Source organism: Flavobacterium sp. W21_SRS_FM3 (genome assembly GCF_052113625.1).
Lineage (GTDB): Bacteria > Bacteroidota > Bacteroidia > Flavobacteriales > Flavobacteriaceae > Flavobacterium.
Window position 1 is genome coordinate 15,915 of the sequence record NZ_JBGQOD010000005.1, and the last position, 20,269, is coordinate 36,183.

Genomic DNA, 20,269 nt, shown 5'->3' on the forward strand with positions numbered 1-20,269 from the left:
TGTATCCTCTTAAAAAAATAAATAAATTCGTATAAAATAAAATATATGAAAGCATTACAAAAAGGTGATAAAAAGTTAATTAATGCCTGGGCTTTTTACGATTGGGCTAATTCCGTTTATAGTCTAGTTATAGCAACAGCAGTTTTCCCCATTTATTATGAATCTGTAACCAGCGATAATAATGATGTTGTTTTCTTTTTAGGTACCGAGTTTAATAATTCGGCTTTACTTTCTTACTCATTATCTTTTTCATTTTTAATTGTAGCTTTTTTATCGCCAATATTATCTGGAATAGCTGATTACACTGGCAACAAAAAACGTTTCATGCAGTTCTTTTGTTATTTAGGTTCCATTTCGGTAATGAGTTTGTACTTTTTTAAAGGTCAAGATACTTTGATTATAGGGATTTTAGGTACTGTGTTAGCAAGTATTGGTTTTTGGGGAAGTATTGTATTTTATAACTCGTATCTGCCAGAAATTGCGCATCCTGAACAGCATGACAGAGTAAGTGCTAAAGGATTTATGTTTGGTTATGCTGGTTCTTTGCTATTACTGACATTTAATTTGACAATGGTAATGAAACCAGAGTGGTTTGGAATAAGTGATCCTTCATTGCCCGCTAGAATTTCTTTTTTATCTGTAGGGATATGGTGGATGGGTTTTGCACAGGTAACATTCAATTATTTACCAAATAACGTTTTCCATAAAAAACCAGAAAAAGATTATATTTTTAAAGGATTACGAGAACTTAAAGTAGTTTCTAAAAGCATAAATAAGCAAACCAGCCTTAAACAATTTTTAACTGCTTTTTTTCTATACAGTATTGGAGTTCAAACGGTAATTTTATTAGCGGGTCTTTTTGGAAAAAAAGAATTAGGGATTGACACTAGTAAGTTAATTATCATTATTCTATTAATCAATGTAGTGGCTATTTTTGGTGCTTTTGTTTTCTCTAGGATTTCTGAAAAAATAGGTAACATCAATACTTTAAAAATCACCATCGCCATTTGGTGTTTAATCTGTCTATCAGCATATTTATTAGATGCTAAAAACCAGTACATAGATATTCAATTTTATGCATTGGGTGGGACTATTGGAATGGTTTTAGGAGCAATACAGTCTCTATCACGTTCTACTTATTCTAAATTGCTACCAGAAACAGAAGATCACGCTACTTACTTTAGTTTCTTTGACGTTACTGAGAAGATTGCTATTGTAGTGGGAACTTTTATCTTTGGGTTCGTCAGTTCTATTACCAACTCTATGAAAAATTCATTTTTTATTTTAGCCGTGTTCTTTTTGCTGGGATATGTTGTACTAAGTTTAATAAAGAGACCCAAAACCCATTTGTAAGATTCAAAATGATCATAAAAAAAGCTGTTTTAAGAACTCTTAAAACAGCTTTTTTTATAGGATTTAAAGAAACTTACCTTTGTGTAATATCACCAGAGCCATTAACTTTTGTATCCTTTGTTTTAGGATTTCCAGAATAGTAAATATCTCCTGATCCAGATACTCGAGCTTTTAAGCTGTTAGTACAATTAACAGAAACATCTCCAGAACCAGCTACAGTTGCATCCACATTTTTAGATTGCAATGCTGAAGTGTTTATATCACCAGAACCAGCAAGTTTAGCAACTAAATTTTCAGTACTTCCTTTGATTTTGAGATCGCCTGAGCCACTTAAATTCGCTTCAATGTCCGTAGCTTCAACATCTAGTGAAACATCTCCTGAGCCTGCTAATTTAGTCGTAAATTTTGTGCTTCTAATCGTGCTTTTAGTTGTTAGATCTCCAGAGCCTGACAATGAAACAGCATTAATAGTTTCAAAAGGTATCGTAATTAAAAGCTTTTTATTAGTACTAATGTTGACATTCTTCTCAGTATACACTTTTAAAACTCCATTCTCAGTTTCTGTTTTAATGTATTTCAATAAATTTTCTTCTCCTTGTATGCTAATGTTTCCTTCTTTACCAGAGATTAACTCTACATCAAAAAAACCTGCTATCTTTATTTCGTCATAGCTAGCGGTCGTTCTTTTTTCGGTTGTAGTTTTTCCGTTACCTTTTATTCTGTTTTTAGAATACCACTGTGCATTTGCTATTGTTGTAAAAAGTAAACTACAATACAATACTGATTTTAGTAATTTTTTCATTTGTTTGGTTGTTTTTTGATTATTGTTTTTTGATTAATGATACGTTTCCGAAATCTGAAGAGATATTTATTTTGTTAACCCCTCTGCTTTTATAATACCCTTTGAAATTCTTTGAATTATTTGTTTCTTCTTTGCTAATGACTTCTAATTCTCTGTCGTAATTAAAATTAGCATATCTAACAGCAACATCAAAATTGAATGCATAGGATGCTAAATATCCTAGCGACACGTTTGTATATGCTGACGTGATTTCAACAACATCAGTTTTTAGATTCGCTATAGTTACATCACTATACTTTGTATTGATTTTAAAAGCATAGAGTATTGTACCTATTTTAATTTTTAAGTAATTTCCAGTGCCCTCTAATGTCTTTATGTCTTGGATTTTGATACTTCCATATTTACTAGTATAATAGACTGCATTTGCTTCCTGTATATTCGTGTTGGTATAATCTGTGGTTAAAGCTAGTTTAGTTACTTTATTAATGTCTAATTCAGAATACTTAGCTGTAATAACACCACTGTTTATAGCATCTATACTGGAATCATTACAGTACTCTATTCTAATAGTATTTGCAGTACTGTTTAATTTTCCTAAAGTAATTTTTCCATATTTACAGTAGATATCGGTATTTGACCATAAGTCAGTAGTTACTATGTTGCCATATTTATTAGTCAATTTTATACCTCCTTTTTTAGGAATTCTAATAGTATAATTAATCTCGAAATTATTGTTGTTACCACTACTTCTTGAACTGGTTTTTCCAATAATTGTTTTTGCTGATACAAGACTTTTTAACGCATTTATATCTACGGTAATGTCATCAAGTTTTTGGTTTACCCAATTTTCATTGTTTCCACTCACTTTTATAGTTACACTAATATCTATTTTATCTTCGTCCCATGTAGAAAGGGAAATAGATCCGTAGGAATTATCAATTTGTATTCCAGCGTCACTGTTAACTAAATAAGTTTTTTTGATGTTTTTTTGTTTACTGTGGGCAAATTTATCTCCATTAGCAAAACTAGCTAGTGGTATTATTAGTAATAAGATAAAAAGTTTATAGTGTTTCTTCATTTTGTAGTTTGTTTATTTTTTCATTTGACTCAATATGTAGCAATACATTTTGAAGGAAAGAAATTCGAGTTTGTAGGTTACTAATCAGTGCATTAATAATTAATTTATTTTCTCCATTTGCTTTTAATTCTTGAATTATTTTGTTGTAATCATTATCTAAAAGTTTCATTTGCTTTAAAGCATCACTAATTATTTTTTCATTTTCAGGCGACTTCTTATCTTTAATTTTGTTTAATTCATTGCTGATAATCACCGTAAAAATCGAATCAGTTTGCTTTGTTTCTTTTGATGCAAAATTAAATTCTTGTTTCTTAGGAGGGGCCTGGAAAGTTATTGTAATCCCTAATAATATAATTATAGACGCTGCTATAGACAAGGGGATAAAATACTTCTTATATGATTTTTTAGTTTTTAGCTTTTTTAAAAAGCGGTGATTATGATCGTTATCTAATTCGGCTGTGTCCCATTGATTAGTTAAGTTTTCAAAGACTTGATCTAATGTTTCCTTTTTCATAATTTCATTAATTTTGAACGTAAATTTTCTTTTGCACGGCTTAATGTTGTTCTACAATTAGCATAACTAATATTCAGTATTTCACTGATTTCCTCTTGGTCATAGCCTTCAATATAAAATAGGGTTAAAACCATTCTATAACTTTCCTTTAAGGACTGCAGGACTTCAATGATTTGTTTGATCTTTAATTCATTGAAAGCAGATACATCACAATAGTCTTCTAATTCATCTTCCACTTTTTGCAAATTATTATTAAAATCTTCAAGTTGAAATTTATTTTTCTTTTTGCAAAAATCAATACTATTGTTAACTATAATTCTCTTTAACCAGGCCCCAAAAGCAACTTCACTTTTATAATCATCAATCTTTGTAAAGGCTTTTAAAAAACCTTCCTGCATAACATCTTCAGCATAATGCTCGTCTTTTACAATTCGCAGTGCTACATTATACATCGCTTTAGAATAGCGATTATAAATTTCGAACTGTGCTTTTTGATTATTTTTTTTACAAAGCACAATGAGTTCTTCTATATTTTGGTTAGCTAATTTCAAATAGGAGTCACTGGTTTTTAATAAAGACTTGTCGTTTTTTTATTTGTTACACTTTCAAAAAAAATAAAATAAAAAGTTTCATAAATATACTCATTTCAGGAGCTAGATATATTTTTATAAAAGGGTTTTAAATTTTGTGAAATGAACTTTTTCGCTAGAGCCATTACTTCTATGTAACAAGGTTTAATAAAGATGATATGGTTAAAATGGCATAGTGATTGCCTTTTTTAGTACATGTAATGAATAATAGCTGTTTCTATGGTTTTTATATGAACGTTAGCTTATATTTGTTCATAAGATGAAATTTTTAATGACAAAAAGACTTAAATATACTATGTCAAATCATAAAATACTTACTATTGACAATTTGTCACTACAGGAATTCGATTCAGAAGCAGAGTTAATACCCTTATTAACGCCGGAAGATGAAGAGGAAATGATAAATGAAGAATTACCCAATTCTCTACCTATTTTACCTTTACGTAATATGGTCTTGTTTCCAGGAGTAGTTATTCCTATTACAGCTGGTCGTGATAAGTCAATTAAATTAATTGATGATGCAAATGCTGCAGGTAAAATTATAGGTGTTGTTGCTCAGAAGAATGAAGAAGATGAAGACCCAACGAAAGAAGACATTCACAATATAGGAACCGTTGCTCGAATTTTACGTGTTTTAAAAATGCCTGATGGAAATACTACTGTAATCCTTCAAGGTAAAAAACGTTTTGAAATAGATGCTGTGGTTGCAGAAGAACCTTATATTACAGCAACAATAAAGGAATTTGAAGAGAAACGACCCGACAAAAAAGACACTGAATTTCTGGCAATTCTTGAGTCGGTGAAAGAGCTGGCAATTCAAATTATTAAGGAAAGCCCAAATATTCCTAGTGAGGCAACTTTTGCCATAAAAAACATTGAGAGCCAATCTTTCTTGATCAATTTTGTTACCTCTAACATGAATTTATCAGTTAAAGAAAAACAAGATTTGCTAGCTATCAATGATTTAAAAGATAGAGCATTAGAAACGCTTCGTTATATGAATATTGAACTTCAAAAATTGGAGTTAAAAAACGATATTCAATCTAAAGTTCGCTTTGATTTAGATCAACAACAAAGAGAATATTTCCTTCATCAGCAGATGAAAACCATTCAAGAAGAATTAGGTGGTGTTTCGCAAGAAGAGGAAATGGATGAAATGCTCCAAAAGTCAAAAACGAAGAAGTGGGATGACAAAACGCAAAAACATTTTGATAAGGAATTATCAAAAATGCGCCGTATGAATCCGCAAGCTCCAGATTTTGGAATCCAAAGAAATTATCTTGAATTGTTTTTAGATTTGCCTTGGAACGAATATTCTAAAGATAATTTTGACTTAAAGCGTGCTCAAAAAATATTAGATAGAGATCACTTTGGTTTAGAAGATGTAAAGAAGAGAATGATCGAACATTTGGCTGTTTTGAAACTGCGAAATGATATGAAATCACCTATTATATGCTTAACTGGTCCTCCAGGAGTCGGTAAAACATCTATTGGACGCTCTGTTGCCGAAGCTTTAGGTAGAGAGTATGTACGTATTTCACTTGGTGGTTTACGTGATGAGTCTGAAATTCGTGGTCATAGAAAGACTTATATTGGTGCAATGCCGGGTAGAATTATTCAAAGTTTAAAAAAAGCAGGTACATCAAATCCTGTATTTGTTCTTGATGAGATTGATAAATTATCTAATAGTAATCAAGGTGATCCTTCCTCTGCATTGTTAGAAGTTTTGGATCCGGAACAAAACAACTCCTTCTATGACAACTTCCTTGAAATGGGATATGATTTGTCTAAGGTAATGTTTATTGCTACCTCTAATAACATGAGTACGATACAGCCTGCTTTGAGAGATCGAATGGAGATTATAAAAATGTCAGGCTATACTATAGAAGAAAAAGTAGAGATAGCGCGTCAGCATTTATTTCCAAGACAATTAAAAGAGCACGGATTAACGGCTAAGCATCTAACTATTGGAAAGAAACAATTAGAAAAAATTGTTGAAGGATATACTCGTGAATCTGGTGTACGTGGATTAGAAGCTAAAATTGCGCAAGTAATTAGAAACGCTGCTAAGTCTGTTGCCATGGAAGAAGAATACAATAAAAAAGTAACTGACGAAGATATAATAAGAGTACTTGGTGTTCCAAGGATGGAGAGAGATAAGTACGAAAGCAATGATGTTGCGGGAGTAGTTACTGGATTAGCATGGACTAGTGTAGGAGGAGATATCTTATTTATCGAGTCTTTAATTTCTCCAGGTAAGGGTACAATGACTATTACTGGTAACTTAGGAACGGTAATGAAGGAATCAGCTACTATTGCTTTAGAATACATAAAAGCAAATGCAAGACTGTTAGGGCTGAATCCGGAAATTATTTCGAAATACAACATTCATTTGCACGTACCAGAAGGAGCAACGCCTAAGGATGGTCCAAGTGCAGGTATTGCTATGTTGACTTCTTTAGTTTCCTTGTTTACTCAAAAAAGAGTGAAAAAACATATTGCAATGACGGGCGAAATAACTTTAAGAGGAAAGGTATTGCCTGTGGGTGGAATTAAAGAAAAAATATTAGCAGCTAAAAGAGCTAATATTAGAGAAATCATCTTATGTCATGAAAATAAAAGTGATGTTGATGAAATTAAACCTGAGTATCTAGAAGGTTTGACTTTTCACTATGTTAAAGAAATGAGCGAAGTGTTAAAAATCGCGATCATTGATCAAAAAGTGAAACACGCTAAGATCTTATAAGACCCATTTATACTATTTGAAAGATTCCAGAATCTGAACTTCTTAATTGAAGTTTTGATTTTGGAATTTTTTTTGTCTGGAATAAGAGGCGTTAAAAGTCTTAATTATTGCTATTATAATTTTATCTTCGCAGCTGCGTTTTATTTATCGAACGGAAACCACAAAGGATGTTCAAAAAACTATTTTTAAATATACTGTTCCTCGTTTGCACTGTGTCTTACAGTCAAATAGGAGGTAAGTATACTTATCAGTTTTTAAATTTAATGACATCACCTAGGCAGGCAGCTTTAGGAGGTAAAACGGTAACTATTTATGATGATGATGTGAATCAAGTCAATTTTAATCCTGCAACGATTAATCCTGAAATGGACAATCATCTAGCAATCAATTACGGCAGTTATTACGGTGAAGTTACCTACGGTACTGCTTCTTATGCCTACACTTACGATCGGCACCTACAAACTTTTCAAGTTGGGGTCAATTATGTAAATTATGGAAGTTTTGACGGCTATGATGAAAATGGGCAATCTACTGCTTCTTTTTCTGGAAGCGAAATGGCATTGTCAGCAGGATATGCGTATAATATTCCTTTTACATCTGTTTATTTAGGTGCTAATGCAAAATTGATTTCATCCTCTTTAGAAAGTTATAACTCAATAGGAGGCGCGGTCGATGTGGGAGCAATCTTTATAGATGAAAAGAATGATGTCAACTGGGCAGTTGTGGTTAGGAATATTGGTACACAATTTACAAGCTATTCAGAGGTTAGAGAAAAACTACCTTTAGAAATAATTGCAGGAGTTTCGCAGGAGTTGGAGCATGTGCCTTTGCGCTGGCACTTGACTTTAGAGAATTTACAACAATGGAATGTCGCTTTTTCAAACCCTGAAAGAGCAGAGACGAATATTGACGGAACGAGTACTAATGAACAAGTGAGCTTTATTAATAATGCTTTGCGTCACGTAATCTTTGGGGTGGAATTATTTCCAAAAAAGTCCTTTAATCTAAGATTGGGCTACAATTTTAGAAGAGCAGAAGAATTAAAATTACTAGAACAACGAAATTTTTCTGGAATTTCACTTGGTTTTGGTTTAAAGTTTAACAAATTAAAATTTAATTATTCCTATTCTAGGTATACTTTAGCGGCCAATACGAGTTTGTTTGGTTTAACAATTAACTTACAATAATATTATTTTGAATAAAAAAATTACTATCGCAATTGATGGATTTTCATCAACAGGTAAAAGTACTTTGGCAAAGCAATTAGCCAATAAATTAGGATATGTATATGTGGATACGGGCGCTATGTACAGAGCGGTGACCTTATTTGCTATGCAAAATGGATATATCAGTGCTGAATTTTTCGATAAAGAAACATTAATAAATAGTTTGCCTGCTATAAAATTGCAATTTAAATTTAATCCAGAATTAGGTTATGGCGAAATGTATCTGAATGATGTCAATGTTGAGGTAGAAATAAGAAAAATTGAAGTTTCTGGTTTTGTTAGCATTGTAGCTGAGGTTTCTGAGGTGCGTTCTAAGTTAGTGGAGCAACAGCAAGAAATGGGAAAAGACAAAGGAATTGTAATGGATGGTAGGGATATAGGAACAGTTGTTTTTCCAGATGCTGAACTCAAAATATTCATGACAGCAACAGCAAGTACAAGAGCACAAAGACGTTACGATGAACTAACACAAAAGGGTGATGTGGTTACCTATGAGGCCGTTTTGAAAAATGTTGAGGAACGTGACTACATTGATACCCATAGAGAAGACTCTCCTTTAATTATCGCTAAAGATGCTGTAGAGATTGATAATTCGCATCTTAGTCGTGAGGAACAATTTGATCTTGTCCTCACTTTGGTAAATGATGTTACCAAAACGTTATAATTTTTTGTAGATATCTTTTTTTAATATTAGATTTACGCCTTGTAAATTTTGAAAATAATATAATTCAACACATGGGAATTAAGTATAGATTGATTTTAATGAACTTCCTACAGTTTTTTATTTGGGGTTCTTGGTTGCTTACTATTGGAGCGTATTGGTTTAATAATAAGCATTGGTCCGGAACTGAATTCGGAATTATATTTTCAACCATGGGGATTTCGTCAGTGTTTATGCCTGCATTAACAGGTATTATCTCAGATCGATTAATAAATGCTGAAAAATTATATGCTATTTTGCATCTTTTAGGTGGCTTGTCACTGTTTTACCTGCCTCTTGTAGATAATCCTACTACATTTTTCTGGGTGATGTTAGTTAACATGTTTTTCTACATGCCAACTATTTCATTATCAATTACCGTGGCTTACAATGCTTTGAATGCTAATAAAATGGATGTGGTGAAAGATTACCCACCTATTAGGATTTGGGGAACTATTGGGTTTATTGCTGCTTTATGGGTAGTGAGTTTAACGCATAATGAGACCTCTGCTAATCAATTTTATATTGCTGGAGTGGTATCGTTCTTATTAGCGGCTTATGCATTGACCTTGCCTAAATGTCCGCCTTTATGTAAAGGAGAGAAAAGTGCTTCGTTTACACAGGCTTTAGGTTTGAATGCTTTTGAGTTATTCAAAGAGAAAAAATTTGCGATCTTCTTTATCTTTTCTATGTTATTAGGAGCAGCGTTACAGTTGACTAATGCCTACGGAGATACTTATATTCATGATTTTGCCAATGTTGATGCTTATAAAGATGCGATTGCGGTAAAGTATCCTGCGATAATCATGTCGATTTCTCAAGTTTCTGAAACATTATTTATTTTGGCTATTCCGTTCTTTTTGAGAAAATTCGGAATCAAATATGTGATGTTGTTTAGTATGTTGGCTTGGGTATTGCGCTTTGGTTTATTTGCATTTGGAAACCCAACAGACGGTTTATGGATGATTATTATGTCTTGTATTGTATACGGAATGGCATTTGATTTCTTTAATATCTCTGGTTCTTTATTTGTGGAGACTCAAACAAATCCAAAAATTAGAGGTAGTGCTCAAGGTTTGTTCATGATGATGGTGAACGGTTTTGGGGCTTTAATAGGAAGTTTTGCTAGTGGTTATATTATTGAAGAATATTTCACGCTGGCAGATGGGAGCAAGGAGTGGCAAAACATTTGGATTACGTTTGCAGCCTATGCATTAGTTCTAGCTATTATTTTTCCGTTTGTGTTTAAATACAAACACGATCCAAAAATTGTAGATCAATTAGTTCATTAGTACAGAATTACATAAAAAGTGCCCGATAATTACTAGTGAGTTATCGGGTTTTTTATTACTGGTAAGAAAAAATGTATGCTTAATAGCCCCGATGGAGCCGATATCCTCGTAGTCCCATTTTTTTTGGGACGAAGAGATAAAGGGGAGAGCGGGAAACCCTACAAGCTAGAAAGCCTTTTATCTCGCTACTGATTTTCAATTGATTATCTTTTATTGATTATTTTGTTGTTTAAAATAAAAGTATTACTTTTGCACACCTTTTGGTGGATAAGAGTTTCCATTAGGTATCAATTAATTATACAAACAACTTCTGTTGTTTTCTACTACTTTAAGAAACTCGAGAGAATGCAGAATACAAATTTTTATCAGCATGTCTGAACAAATCCAATCACAAGAAGAGTTTTTAGCAAATTTTAACTGGCATAACTTCGAAGAAGGTATCGATCCAGTAGATGAGAAAAACTTACAAGAATTCGAAGAATTAGTATCAAAAACTTTTATCGCTACTGACCAAGAAGAAGTAGTAGATGGTACTGTTGTTAGAATTACAGATAGAGACGTTATCGTTGATATCAACGCAAAATCGGAAGGTGTTATTTCATTAAACGAATTCCGTTACAACCCAAATTTAAAAGTAGGTGATACTGTTGAAGTATTAATTGACATCCGTGAAGACAAAACTGGACAACTAGTTTTATCTCACAGAAAAGCACGTACTATTAAATCATGGGATAGAGTTATTGCTGCAAACGAAACAGGTGAAATCGTTAATGGTTTTGTAAAATGCAGAACTAAAGGTGGTATGATCGTTGACGTTTTCGGAATTGAAGCGTTCTTACCAGGATCTCAAATTGATGTTAAACCAATTAGAGATTACGATGTTTACGTAAATAAAACAATGGAATTCAAAGTTGTGAAAATCAACCACGAATTTAAAAACGTTGTTGTATCTCACAAAGCGCTTATTGAAGCGGATATTGAAGTACAGAAAAAAGAAATCATCGGTCAATTACAAAAAGGACAAGTATTAGAAGGTGTTGTTAAAAACATTACTTCTTATGGTGTCTTTATTGACTTAGGTGGAGTTGATGGATTAATTCACATTACTGACCTTTCTTGGTCAAGAATTAACCACCCATCTGAAGTTCTTGAACTAGACCAAAAATTAAATGTTGTAATCCTTGATTTCGATGATGAGAAAACAAGAATTCAATTAGGATTGAAACAATTAAACGCTCACCCTTGGGATGCTCTAGATGCTAACTTAGCAATTGGAGATAAAGTAAAAGGTAAAGTAGTTGTAATCGCTGATTACGGTGCTTTCATCGAAGTTGCTGAAGGTGTTGAAGGTTTAATCCACGTTTCTGAAATGTCATGGTCTACTCATTTACGTTCTGCTCAAGATTTCGTAAAAGTAGGTGATGTTGTTGAAGCTGTTATCTTAACTTTAGATAGAGATGACCGTAAAATGTCATTAGGTATCAAACAATTGTCTCAAGACCCTTGGACTGATATTACTTCTAAATACCCTGTAGGTTCTAAACATTCAGGTATCGTTAGAAACTTCACAAACTTTGGTATCTTCGTAGAACTTGAAGAAGGAATTGATGGATTAATCTACATCTCTGACTTATCTTGGACTAAGAAAATCAAACACCCATCTGAGTTTGTAAACGTTGGTGAAAAACTTGACGTTGTAGTATTAGAATTAGATGTTGAAGGACGTAAATTATCTTTAGGTCACAAACAAACTACTCCTAATCCATGGGATCAGTACGAAGATTCATTCGCTGTTGGAACTATCCACAACGGAGAAATCTCTGAAATCGTTGATAAAGGAGCTACTGTAGAATTTGGAGATGATATCGTTGCTTTCATTCCTACTCGTCACCTTGAAAAAGAAGATGGTAAGAAATTGAAAAAAGGAGAATCAGCTGATTTCAAAGTAATCGAATTCAACAAAGAATTCAAAAGAGTGGTTGCATCTCACACTGCTATCTTCCGTGAGGAAGAAGAGAAAAATGTGAAATCTGCTTCAGAAAACACTTCTAATGCTTCAAACACTAATGCACCTGCATCTACTTTAGGAGATAGCAATGATGTATTAGCTGCATTGAAAGCTAAAATGGAAAAATCTGAGAAAAAATAATTCTCAACTTTTTTATACTAGAAAAGCCTCACAGGGATGTGAGGCTTTTTTTTATGCTTGTTTTTTTGAGGAGCTTTTTCCTGCTGTCCGCTATATCTTTCTATTTAAAAAAAAAAATAAAAAGGATGCCGCTTCCATCAGGGCTATAGCTAATCGTAGACCGACTTTATTTAATGTAATAAAGCTCATTATGTGATAAGATATAATCATTCTTTATTTTCTCAAGAATGGTCATAAAGATTTCCTTCTAGATTGATTACTTTTTAAGAATAGGTTTAAAAAAAAAACATGTTTTATAATGTTGAATAATAGCTGTTTAAAAAAATAATATATTTATTTAAAACCATATCAGTTTTCTTAGCGTAAATGCTTTTATATAACTTAATAAATAAAATTATGAAAACGAGAAAATTTTTATCAGTAGCCTTTTTAGCATTAGTATTCGGAGCAACATCATTCGCTCAAAAATCTGTGATGGTTGGTGGAGCGGCAATGTATCCTTCTAAAAACATTATTGAAAATGCCGTTAACTCAAAAGATCATACTACGTTAGTAGCTGCAGTTAAAGCAGCAGATCTTGTAGAAACATTACAAGGGAAAGGGCCTTTTACAGTTTTTGCACCTACAAATGCCGCTTTTAATAAATTACCAAAAGGAACTGTAGAGACATTATTGATGCCTGAGAATAAAAAAATGTTACAAACTATACTGACTTATCATGTAGTTGCTGGCAAAATGAACGCTTCTGATATTGCAATGGCAATTAAAAAAGGAAATGGAAAAGCAATGATGAAAACAGTTAGTGGTGGTACATTAACTGCATGGATGAAAGGTAAGAAATTATACATCACGGATGAAAGCGGAAATATGTCTCAAGTGACTATTGCTGATGTTAATCAGTCTAACGGTGTAATTCATGTTGTAAACAGCGTGTTATTGCCTAAAAAATAATTGATTGTAAAAGGTTGGCTGTTATAAAAAGAGTCTTGAAATTTATTCAAGACTCTTTTTTTTGATGCCTATAAAAAAAAATCCCAACTCTAATAATTTAGTGTTGGGATTTTAGTTTATACAAAAGATTTTTTACTTATCTTAAAATAGCACCTAGTTGTGTTTCAAAATTCTTTTGCAGTTTGCTCATGATTTTATCGACTTGAACATCAGTAAGTGTTTTTGCATTATCTTGAATTATAAAGCTTACAGCATATGATTTTTTACCTTCCGGAAGATTGTTACCTTCATATACATCAAATAAATTGATATCTTTTAATAAACTCTTCTCTGTTTGCCTTGCAATAGTATAAATACTATCATAATTTATGTTGATATCTACTAACAAAGCTAAATCTCTTCTTACTTCTGGGTATTTAGGAATATCAGTATATTTAATCTTACTAGAGATTGTTTTGATGATGATATCCCAATTAAAATCAGCGTAAAAAACTTCTTGCTTAATTCCGAAATGCTTTAAAATAGATTTTTTTACTACTCCAAATTCCACTAAGGCATTGTGACCGCTTCCTATGGCTGCTCCTTCAGAAAATAAGTCAGAAGTTACCGGACTATTTTGTGTTTTTTGAATACCAAATCGTGCTAAAACAGCATCAACATATCCTTTGAATAAAAAGAAGTCAGATGTTGTTTGTGTATGCGACCAGTTTTCTTTATTTCTGTTTCCAGTCAATAATAATGTAAGATGTTTGTTTTCTTCATAACCTGTTAGAAACTTATGGTATGATTTCCCAAATTCAAACAATTTTAAATCGCTGTTTTTACGATTGATATTATAAGAAATAGCTTCTAGGCCTGAGAACAGTAAAGATTGACGCATCGTTGCTAAATCATTGCTTAAAGGATTCAACATTGTAACATTGTGTTCTTCTTTTAAAGTCTCAGAAAGCTGAACGTAAGAAGCAGTGGTTAACGAATTGGCCATCATTTCATGAAACCCTTGCGAATTCAACTGAGAGGCAATAATGTTTTGTAACTTATAATCTTCATTTCGAGGAGAATTAGCAACAGTAGCGTTTAGTTTCTTAGAAAAACTAATGTTATTATAACCATAGACTCTTAAAATTTCTTCAATGACATCAATTTCTCTCTGTACATCCACACGGTATGACGGAATTGTTAACCCTAAACCAGATTCAGATACACTATTTACTTTAATGTCTAATGAAACTAGAATTTGCTTGATGGTATCTTTAGGTATTTCTTGACCTATGATTTTTGCTACATTAGCAAAATTTACAAAGACAGAGAAATCTTCAATTTTCTTTTGGTAGATATCACTTACATCCGAAGTGATTTCTCCTCCAGCAACTTCTTGAATTAATAGAGCAGCACGTTTTAAAGCGTATGCAGTGATTGTAGGATCAATACCTCTTTCAAAACGGAAAGAAGCATCGGTATTCAACTGATGTCTTTTAGCAGTTTTTCTAATGCTTACGGGATTAAAATAAGCACTTTCTAAAAATATAGCTTTTGTATTTTCAGAAACACCTGAATTTTTTCCACCAAAAACTCCTGCAATACATAACGGACCGTTTTCATCACAAATCATTAAATCTTCTTCGTGTAGGCTGCGCTCTACATCGTCTAAGGTGGTGAACTTAGTTCCCTGAGGTACTGTTTTTACAATGATTTTTCCATTAATTTTAGCAGCATCAAAGGCATGTAATGGTTGTCCTAATTCATGTAATACATAATTAGTAACATCTACAATATTGTTTTTTGGCGTAATTCCAATAGCTTTTAGTCTGTCTTGCAACCAGTCAGGAGAGGGTTTTACTGTAATTCCAGAAATGCTTACACCACAGTATCTTGGTGCTAACTGTGCATCTTCTACAACAGTATCAATTTTTAAAGTTCTCATGTCGACTCTAAAATTGCTCACAGAAGGAGTAATCAATTCAACATTTACTCCACTTTGTAATAAACCAGCTCTTAAGTCACGTGCTGTCCCTAAATGACTCATGGCATCAGCACGGTTAGGAGTCAAACCTATTTCAAAAACCTCATCATTCTCTATTTTAAAAACTTCAGATGCCTTTGTTCCCGGAACTAAATTAGTATCTAGAACCATGATTCCGTCATGACTTTCACCAAGACCTAATTCATCTTCTGCGCAAATCATTCCGTGACTTTCTTGACCACGTATTTTTCCTTTTTTAATGGTAAAAGCAGTACCATCTTTATCGTATAAAACGGTTCCAATTGTTGCAACAGCTACTTTTTGTCCAGCATCAACATTAGTAGCACCACACACAATTTGTAGTGGAGTAGCGGTACCAACATCTACAGTAGTCAGTTGTAACCTGTCAGCATCTGGATGAGGAACGCAAGTAAGTACATGTCCTACAACAATACCTTCTAAACCACCTTTTACTGATTGGTATTTTTCAACCATTTCTACTTCCAGACCTAAATCTGTAAGTAATGCTGATGTTTCCTCGGAATTCCAGTCTATTTTAATGAATTGTTTTAACCAATTATAAGATATTTTCATCTGTCATTTTTAATAAGGTTGCAAATATAACGATTGCAGTTTGGAGTAAGAAACAATTTTTTTTGTTTTTTTAAGTCGAGAGTCTCATTTTACTCAACTTAGAATCTTGATGCTATTTATTTTTAGATCTTAAATATTTGTGAATAAAATAATAAAATGTAGCTAAAAAAAAGGATATGAAAATTTAATGCTATTAGTTGGAAGAATAGTGCTATAATTTGTCATGATGTAAAAGTATATTTGAGAAAATTAAAATAAATAAATATGAGTAATATAGCACAGCGACCGGAGTTTAAGTCAAAATACGATAATTATATAGGGGGGCAATTTACCGCACCAATAAAAGGGGAATATTTTGATGTAGTTTCACCAATTGATGGAAAAGTATTTACACAAGCTGCTCATTCGACTAAAGAAGATTTAGAGCTAGCGGTAGACAAAGCACATGAGGCCTTTCAGACTTGGGGAAAAACATCCGTTACAGAACGTAGTAATTTATTAAATAAAATCGCCCAAAAGATTGAAGACAATCTTGAATATATAGCCACTGTAGAAACAATCGACAATGGTAAAGCTATTCGTGAAACATTGGCAGCTGATATACCCTTAGCAATTGACCATTTTAGGTATTTTGCAGGAGTAATTAGAGCAGAGGAGAGTTCGATTGCCGAACTGGATTCACAAACGGTATCAATTGCACTTAGCGAACCCTTAGGAGTTATTGCTCAAATCATACCATGGAATTTTCCGATACTAATGGCAGTTTGGAAATTAGCACCTGCTTTGGCTGCTGGAAACACAGTAGTTTTAAAACCTGCTGAAAGTACCCCTATTTCTATTTTAGTTTTAATGGAATTAATTGGAGATATTTTACCTCCGGGAGTTGTAAATATTGTGAATGGTTTTGGAGCAGAACTTGGCCGTGCATTAGTGACTAATAAAAAAGTATCTAAGGCAGCTTTTACAGGTTCAACAACGACAGGTAGATTAGTAATGCAATATGCCACTGAAAATATAATTCCTGTAACACTAGAGTTAGGAGGAAAATCGCCTAATGTATTTATGAAGTCAGTTGCTGATGCCGATGATGACTTCTTTGATAAGGCTGTTGAAGGGGCTGTATTGTTTGCTCTTAACCAAGGAGAAATTTGTACTTGTCCGTCCCGCTTATTAGTACATGAAGATATTTATGATCAGTTCATGGCCAAAGTAATTGAAAGAACCAATGCTATTAAAATGGGGAATCCGTTAGATAAAAGTACCATGATGGGAGCGCAAGCTTCGCTGGTTCAGAAGGAAAAGATCATGTCTTATATTAAATTGGGTAAAGAAGAAGGAGCCGAACTATTAACTGGAGGTGATGAAAACAAATTAGGAGGTGATTTAGACGGAGGTTACTACATTAAGCCTACAATTTTTAAAGGAAATAATAAGATGCGAATCTTCCAAGAAGAGATCTTTGGACCAGTATTAGCTGTTACCACTTTTAAAACAACTGAGGAAGCTATTGCTATTGCAAATGATACTATGTATGGTTTAGGAGCGGGACTATGGACTAGAGATGCCCACGAAATTTATCAAGTGCCTAGAGCCATTCAAGCGGGTCGCGTATGGATTAACCAATATCATTCTTATCCTGCAGGAGCACCATTTGGTGGGTACAAACAGTCGGGAATTGGTAGAGAAAATCATAAAATGATGCTTGCTCATTACCAGCAAACAAAAAACATGTTGATTTCTTATGATAAAAAAAAATTAGGTTTCTTTTAAATGATATAAAACCACTAATTATACAACCTGACAGATTTATGATTTGTCAGGTTTTATTTTAAAATACAATTATAATGACAAAAAGAATAGATGCTACAGAAAGTGCAGTGGCACTGATAAATATTTTAAAAGACAAACACGGTGATTTGATGTTTTATCAGGCGGGTGGCTGTTGTGAAGGGTCTCAACCACAGTGCTTTGAAAAAGGAGGGTTTTACCAGAGAATGGGAGATGTTTGTATTGGCACCGTTGAAGGAGTAGAATTTTGGGTAGATAAAGATTTATTTGAATATTGGAAACATGCTCATTTTACGCTAAAGGTAATTGATGCTTTTGGTGTAGGAGGTTTTTCACTAGAAACGCCATTAAAAAAAACATTCCAAATAGAGTATAGGATTTTTACTCCTGAAGAAGAGCAGTCTTTAGAGCCAGTAAAATATATTGAATAAATTAGTTTACATAAAGTAATTGGTATTGCTTAGGTGTAATACCTTCATGTTTCTTGAATAATCTAATAAAATAATTACTGTCTTCAAAACCGGATAAATGGCAAACTTCGTTGATTTGAATGCCTGGGTTTTTTAATAGGCTCTTGGCGTACTTAATTTTTTCATTGATAACAAATTCAATAGGAGTCATTCCGAGTTCTCTTTTAAAAAATCGGTAAAAAGAAGTCGTACTCATACAGGCTTTATCACTTAAATTTTTCAGACTAATATTTTCTCGGATATTAGATTTAATGTATTCTATAATAGGTGTAATTGGTGAGTTCGTATTACTATACAAACCTTCATCAACTGCTTTAGCGGTTTGTGTTTGAATTATTCTGATTAATAATTCTTGCAAAGTCAAATCAGCTAGTACATCTTTAGTTACTGAAGTACTCATACATTCTTTGATGAGTTTATTAATAGTTGTTGCGAGTTCAACATTATTATAAAAATAATAATTTTGGTAATTTAATTGCCAGAACTGTTTGTTTCCTTCTTTAGGATATCTTTCATTTAAGAAGTCTAGCGTATTAATAATCTTTTGCTGGTCTATTGCTAATGCAAGACATTGCGTTGGATTTTTTATGGAGGCTTCCGGAAAATCAATTTTCATTTCTACATTAGAAGGAATCACCACTGTTTCACCAGGTAAATATTCAAAACTAGGATCGTCAAATAAATGCATGACTTTTTTACCACGTAACATACTGGTAACCACTAAATCGTTAAACTTTAAAGGAACTAATTCTGATGCTCTATAGGTTTCGAATATATTAAGCTCACAATGATTTAAGTTGTAAACAGTTCTATTTTCTACCAAAGTTTTTAATGATTTTTCATTCGATAAATGTGGAGGATTGATGTAGCTACGATTCATTGGTTTTATTTCTAATCAGAGGATTATAAACTTACTGAAAATAAACGAATTAATGCAATCTTAATTTGTTAAATTGGATATAATATAAGGTCAAAAATTATATTTCTTTAGCTACAAAATTGACTTATTATTTTTGTGATAATGTAGTCCGTTCAAAATAATTTTTCAGTAAGTCTTGCTTGTCATTCAGAACTGCTTGTTGATTAGCAATTAAATTAGATCCAGAAAAGTACAATGCTAATTGTAAACAACAAAATAATAGTTATTGCACTATTAGTTATTAGATGCAGGTAAACATTCAAAAGCTTTTCTCTTATTCTCGTACCAAGCATTCATTCCTTGTGGGAAGTGCATCAGTTCTTGCATTTCTCTCATTGCCTTACTATGGGCATCATCTTTTTTATCAATCATTTCTAATGCGTGTTTTTTACTCATTTCTGCCATTTCCTCAAAAGTGCTTGCGTGAAATTGTTCATCACAAGCTCCTCCAAGTTGTTTACAGGTCATCGTTTTCATAATATTTAATTTTAATTAATAGCAGACTAAAATATGTACTCTTTTTTTTCTTTTAAAAAAAAGCGCTTGTTTTAAGTCATTAAATCGTGTTATATCGTAAATATAAAGGATTTAAACTACATTTTCTAGTTATTCTGATTAAAATACTGCATTATGTGCAAAATGTTTGGTTTTTATAGTGTACATTTTTAGCTATTTCTTTATAATAATTTCATAGCAATTCAACCCGAATTTTCCATAAAGAAATTGCTGAAATTTTATGTTTTTTAAAGTTGACTATTTTTTTATTATTTGCAACAGCAGCTAAAATTTTTCTGTGGAATTTGTTTCTGAATTTTCACTATTCATCTATCTCTTCATTATAACTTATTAGTAGTACATATTGATTAATAAAACGATCTTTTAGTATTTTCCTAGATGATTTGTGGCATGCCATATAAGCATTTTTAAAAAATAGGTTCCCTTACTTTTTTATTCTTCTGATTACAGAAAGAGGGTTCAAACCAACAATAAATTTCTCATTAAGCTCTATCACAAATGAGGTTATGGGAACTAACATTCTGTAGCTGAGTGAAGTAGTCTTATTTTTTTTGAGATTTGCTGCAATCACCTATTATACAACAATGATTTTTTATTTATACCATCCGAAACTCCACT

Annotated in this window: 16 protein-coding genes; 9 read left to right on the forward strand and 7 right to left on the reverse strand. The window is 32.5% G+C overall.

Going from position 1 to position 20,269, the window contains the following annotated elements; all coding sequences use genetic code 11:
• The first annotated feature begins 45 nt into the window (after positions 1 to 45).
• Positions 46 to 1,353, forward strand: a complete 1,308-nt coding sequence (locus tag ACEN2K_RS09150; protein ID WP_441759027.1) for an MFS transporter — start codon at positions 46 to 48, stop codon at positions 1,351 to 1,353.
• Between the two features lie 73 nt (positions 1,354 to 1,426).
• Here the strand turns inward: ACEN2K_RS09150 and ACEN2K_RS09155 are convergent, their stop codons facing one another.
• The 4 genes from ACEN2K_RS09155 to ACEN2K_RS09170 are packed head-to-tail and all read right to left on the reverse strand — an operon-like array spanning position 1,427 to position 4,298.
• Positions 1,427 to 2,155 (reverse strand): head GIN domain-containing protein, encoded by a 729-nt coding sequence (locus ACEN2K_RS09155; protein ID WP_441759028.1) that lies wholly within the window; start codon positions 2,153 to 2,155, stop codon positions 1,427 to 1,429.
• Positions 2,156 to 2,174: 19 nt separating this feature from the next.
• Complete coding sequence (locus ACEN2K_RS09160) at positions 2,175 to 3,233, reverse strand: hypothetical protein (protein ID WP_441759029.1); 1,059 nt, start codon at positions 3,231 to 3,233, stop codon at positions 2,175 to 2,177.
• Positions 3,217 to 3,747 (reverse strand): anti-sigma factor, encoded by a 531-nt coding sequence (locus tag ACEN2K_RS09165; protein WP_441759030.1) that lies wholly within the window; start codon positions 3,745 to 3,747, stop codon positions 3,217 to 3,219. Before ACEN2K_RS09165 ends, ACEN2K_RS09160 begins: the two co-directional genes overlap by 17 nt.
• Positions 3,744 to 4,298: an RNA polymerase sigma factor gene (locus ACEN2K_RS09170; RefSeq protein ID WP_441759031.1), complete on the reverse strand. Its 555-nt coding sequence runs from the start codon at positions 4,296 to 4,298 to the stop codon at positions 3,744 to 3,746. The genes ACEN2K_RS09165 and ACEN2K_RS09170 overlap by 4 nt, the downstream gene beginning before the upstream one ends.
• 334 nt (positions 4,299 to 4,632) lie before the next feature.
• On the opposite strand from ACEN2K_RS09170, the gene lon reads away from it, so the two are divergent.
• The 6 genes from lon (at position 4,633) to ACEN2K_RS09200 (ending at position 13,401) form a co-directional block, all read left to right on the forward strand.
• Positions 4,633 to 7,083 (forward strand): endopeptidase La, encoded by a 2,451-nt coding sequence (gene lon, locus ACEN2K_RS09175; RefSeq protein ID WP_441759229.1) that lies wholly within the window; start codon positions 4,633 to 4,635, stop codon positions 7,081 to 7,083.
• 167 nt (positions 7,084 to 7,250) lie between these two features.
• Complete coding sequence (gene porQ, locus ACEN2K_RS09180; RefSeq protein WP_441759032.1) at positions 7,251 to 8,270, forward strand: type IX secretion system protein PorQ; 1,020 nt, start codon at positions 7,251 to 7,253, stop codon at positions 8,268 to 8,270.
• Between the two features lie 7 nt (positions 8,271 to 8,277).
• A complete protein-coding gene (cmk, locus tag ACEN2K_RS09185; protein ID WP_441759033.1) occupies positions 8,278 to 8,973 on the forward strand; it encodes a (d)CMP kinase in 696 nt (231 codons plus the stop codon).
• A gap of 71 nt (positions 8,974 to 9,044) precedes the next feature.
• Positions 9,045 to 10,301 carry a nucleoside permease gene (locus ACEN2K_RS09190; protein ID WP_441759034.1) on the forward strand — a complete coding sequence of 419 codons (1,257 nt, stop codon included), beginning with the start codon at positions 9,045 to 9,047 and terminating at the stop codon, positions 10,299 to 10,301.
• A 370-nt stretch (positions 10,302 to 10,671) separates the two neighbouring features.
• Positions 10,672 to 12,450 carry a 30S ribosomal protein S1 gene (gene rpsA, locus ACEN2K_RS09195; RefSeq protein WP_441759035.1) on the forward strand — a complete coding sequence of 593 codons (1,779 nt, stop codon included), beginning with the start codon at positions 10,672 to 10,674 and terminating at the stop codon, positions 12,448 to 12,450.
• A 396-nt stretch (positions 12,451 to 12,846) separates the two neighbouring features.
• Entirely contained in the window at positions 12,847 to 13,401 is a 555-nt protein-coding gene (locus ACEN2K_RS09200; RefSeq protein WP_441759036.1) for a fasciclin domain-containing protein, read from the forward strand.
• Positions 13,402 to 13,537: 136 nt separating this feature from the next.
• On the opposite strand, the gene pheT is transcribed toward ACEN2K_RS09200, so the two are convergent.
• Positions 13,538 to 15,958 carry a phenylalanine--tRNA ligase subunit beta gene (pheT, locus tag ACEN2K_RS09205; RefSeq protein ID WP_441759037.1) on the reverse strand — a complete coding sequence of 807 codons (2,421 nt, stop codon included), beginning with the start codon at positions 15,956 to 15,958 and terminating at the stop codon, positions 13,538 to 13,540.
• A 264-nt stretch (positions 15,959 to 16,222) separates the two neighbouring features.
• Here pheT and ACEN2K_RS09210 point away from each other — a divergent pair, with 264 nt between their 5' ends.
• Both ACEN2K_RS09210 and ACEN2K_RS09215 read left to right on the forward strand, forming a co-directional pair.
• Positions 16,223 to 17,728: an aldehyde dehydrogenase family protein gene (locus ACEN2K_RS09210; RefSeq protein ID WP_441759038.1), complete on the forward strand. Its 1,506-nt coding sequence runs from the start codon at positions 16,223 to 16,225 to the stop codon at positions 17,726 to 17,728.
• Positions 17,729 to 17,802: 74 nt separating this feature from the next.
• On the forward strand, positions 17,803 to 18,177 hold the full coding sequence (locus ACEN2K_RS09215) for a DUF779 domain-containing protein (RefSeq protein WP_441759039.1): 375 nt from the start codon (positions 17,803 to 17,805) through the stop codon (positions 18,175 to 18,177).
• 1 nt (position 18,178) lies between these two features.
• On the opposite strand, the gene ACEN2K_RS09220 is transcribed toward ACEN2K_RS09215, so the two are convergent.
• Complete coding sequence (locus tag ACEN2K_RS09220; protein ID WP_441759040.1) at positions 18,179 to 19,096, reverse strand: AraC family transcriptional regulator; 918 nt, start codon at positions 19,094 to 19,096, stop codon at positions 18,179 to 18,181.
• Between the two features lie 273 nt (positions 19,097 to 19,369).
• The gene (locus ACEN2K_RS09225; RefSeq protein WP_441759041.1) at positions 19,370 to 19,612 is read right to left on the reverse strand and encodes a DUF1059 domain-containing protein; all 243 of its coding nucleotides are present in this window, start codon (positions 19,610 to 19,612) and stop codon (positions 19,370 to 19,372) included.
• Between the last annotated feature and the right edge of the window lie 657 nt (positions 19,613 to 20,269).

Bases quoted from the DNA above. Each gene is read 5' to 3' on its own strand.
- porQ (WP_441759032.1), top strand. From the start codon at position 7,251: ATGTTCAAAAAACTATTTTTAAATATACTGTTCCTCGTTTGCACTGTG.
- ACEN2K_RS09165 (WP_441759030.1), bottom strand. From the start codon at position 3,747: ATGAAAAAGGAAACATTAGATCAAGTCTTTGAAAACTTAACTAATCAA.
- rpsA (WP_441759035.1), top strand. From the start codon at position 10,672: ATGTCTGAACAAATCCAATCACAAGAAGAGTTTTTAGCAAATTTTAAC.
- ACEN2K_RS09200 (WP_441759036.1), top strand. From the start codon at position 12,847: ATGAAAACGAGAAAATTTTTATCAGTAGCCTTTTTAGCATTAGTATTC.
- ACEN2K_RS09215 (WP_441759039.1), top strand. From the start codon at position 17,803: ATGACAAAAAGAATAGATGCTACAGAAAGTGCAGTGGCACTGATAAAT.
- lon (WP_441759229.1), top strand. From the start codon at position 4,633: ATGTCAAATCATAAAATACTTACTATTGACAATTTGTCACTACAGGAA.
- ACEN2K_RS09220 (WP_441759040.1), bottom strand. From the start codon at position 19,096: ATGAATCGTAGCTACATCAATCCTCCACATTTATCGAATGAAAAATCA.
- pheT (WP_441759037.1), bottom strand. From the start codon at position 15,958: ATGAAAATATCTTATAATTGGTTAAAACAATTCATTAAAATAGACTGG.
- ACEN2K_RS09210 (WP_441759038.1), top strand. From the start codon at position 16,223: ATGAGTAATATAGCACAGCGACCGGAGTTTAAGTCAAAATACGATAAT.
- ACEN2K_RS09150 (WP_441759027.1), top strand. From the start codon at position 46: ATGAAAGCATTACAAAAAGGTGATAAAAAGTTAATTAATGCCTGGGCT.
- ACEN2K_RS09190 (WP_441759034.1), top strand. From the start codon at position 9,045: ATGGGAATTAAGTATAGATTGATTTTAATGAACTTCCTACAGTTTTTT.
- ACEN2K_RS09225 (WP_441759041.1), bottom strand. From the start codon at position 19,612: ATGAAAACGATGACCTGTAAACAACTTGGAGGAGCTTGTGATGAACAA.
- ACEN2K_RS09155 (WP_441759028.1), bottom strand. From the start codon at position 2,155: ATGAAAAAATTACTAAAATCAGTATTGTATTGTAGTTTACTTTTTACA.
- ACEN2K_RS09160 (WP_441759029.1), bottom strand. From the start codon at position 3,233: ATGAAGAAACACTATAAACTTTTTATCTTATTACTAATAATACCACTA.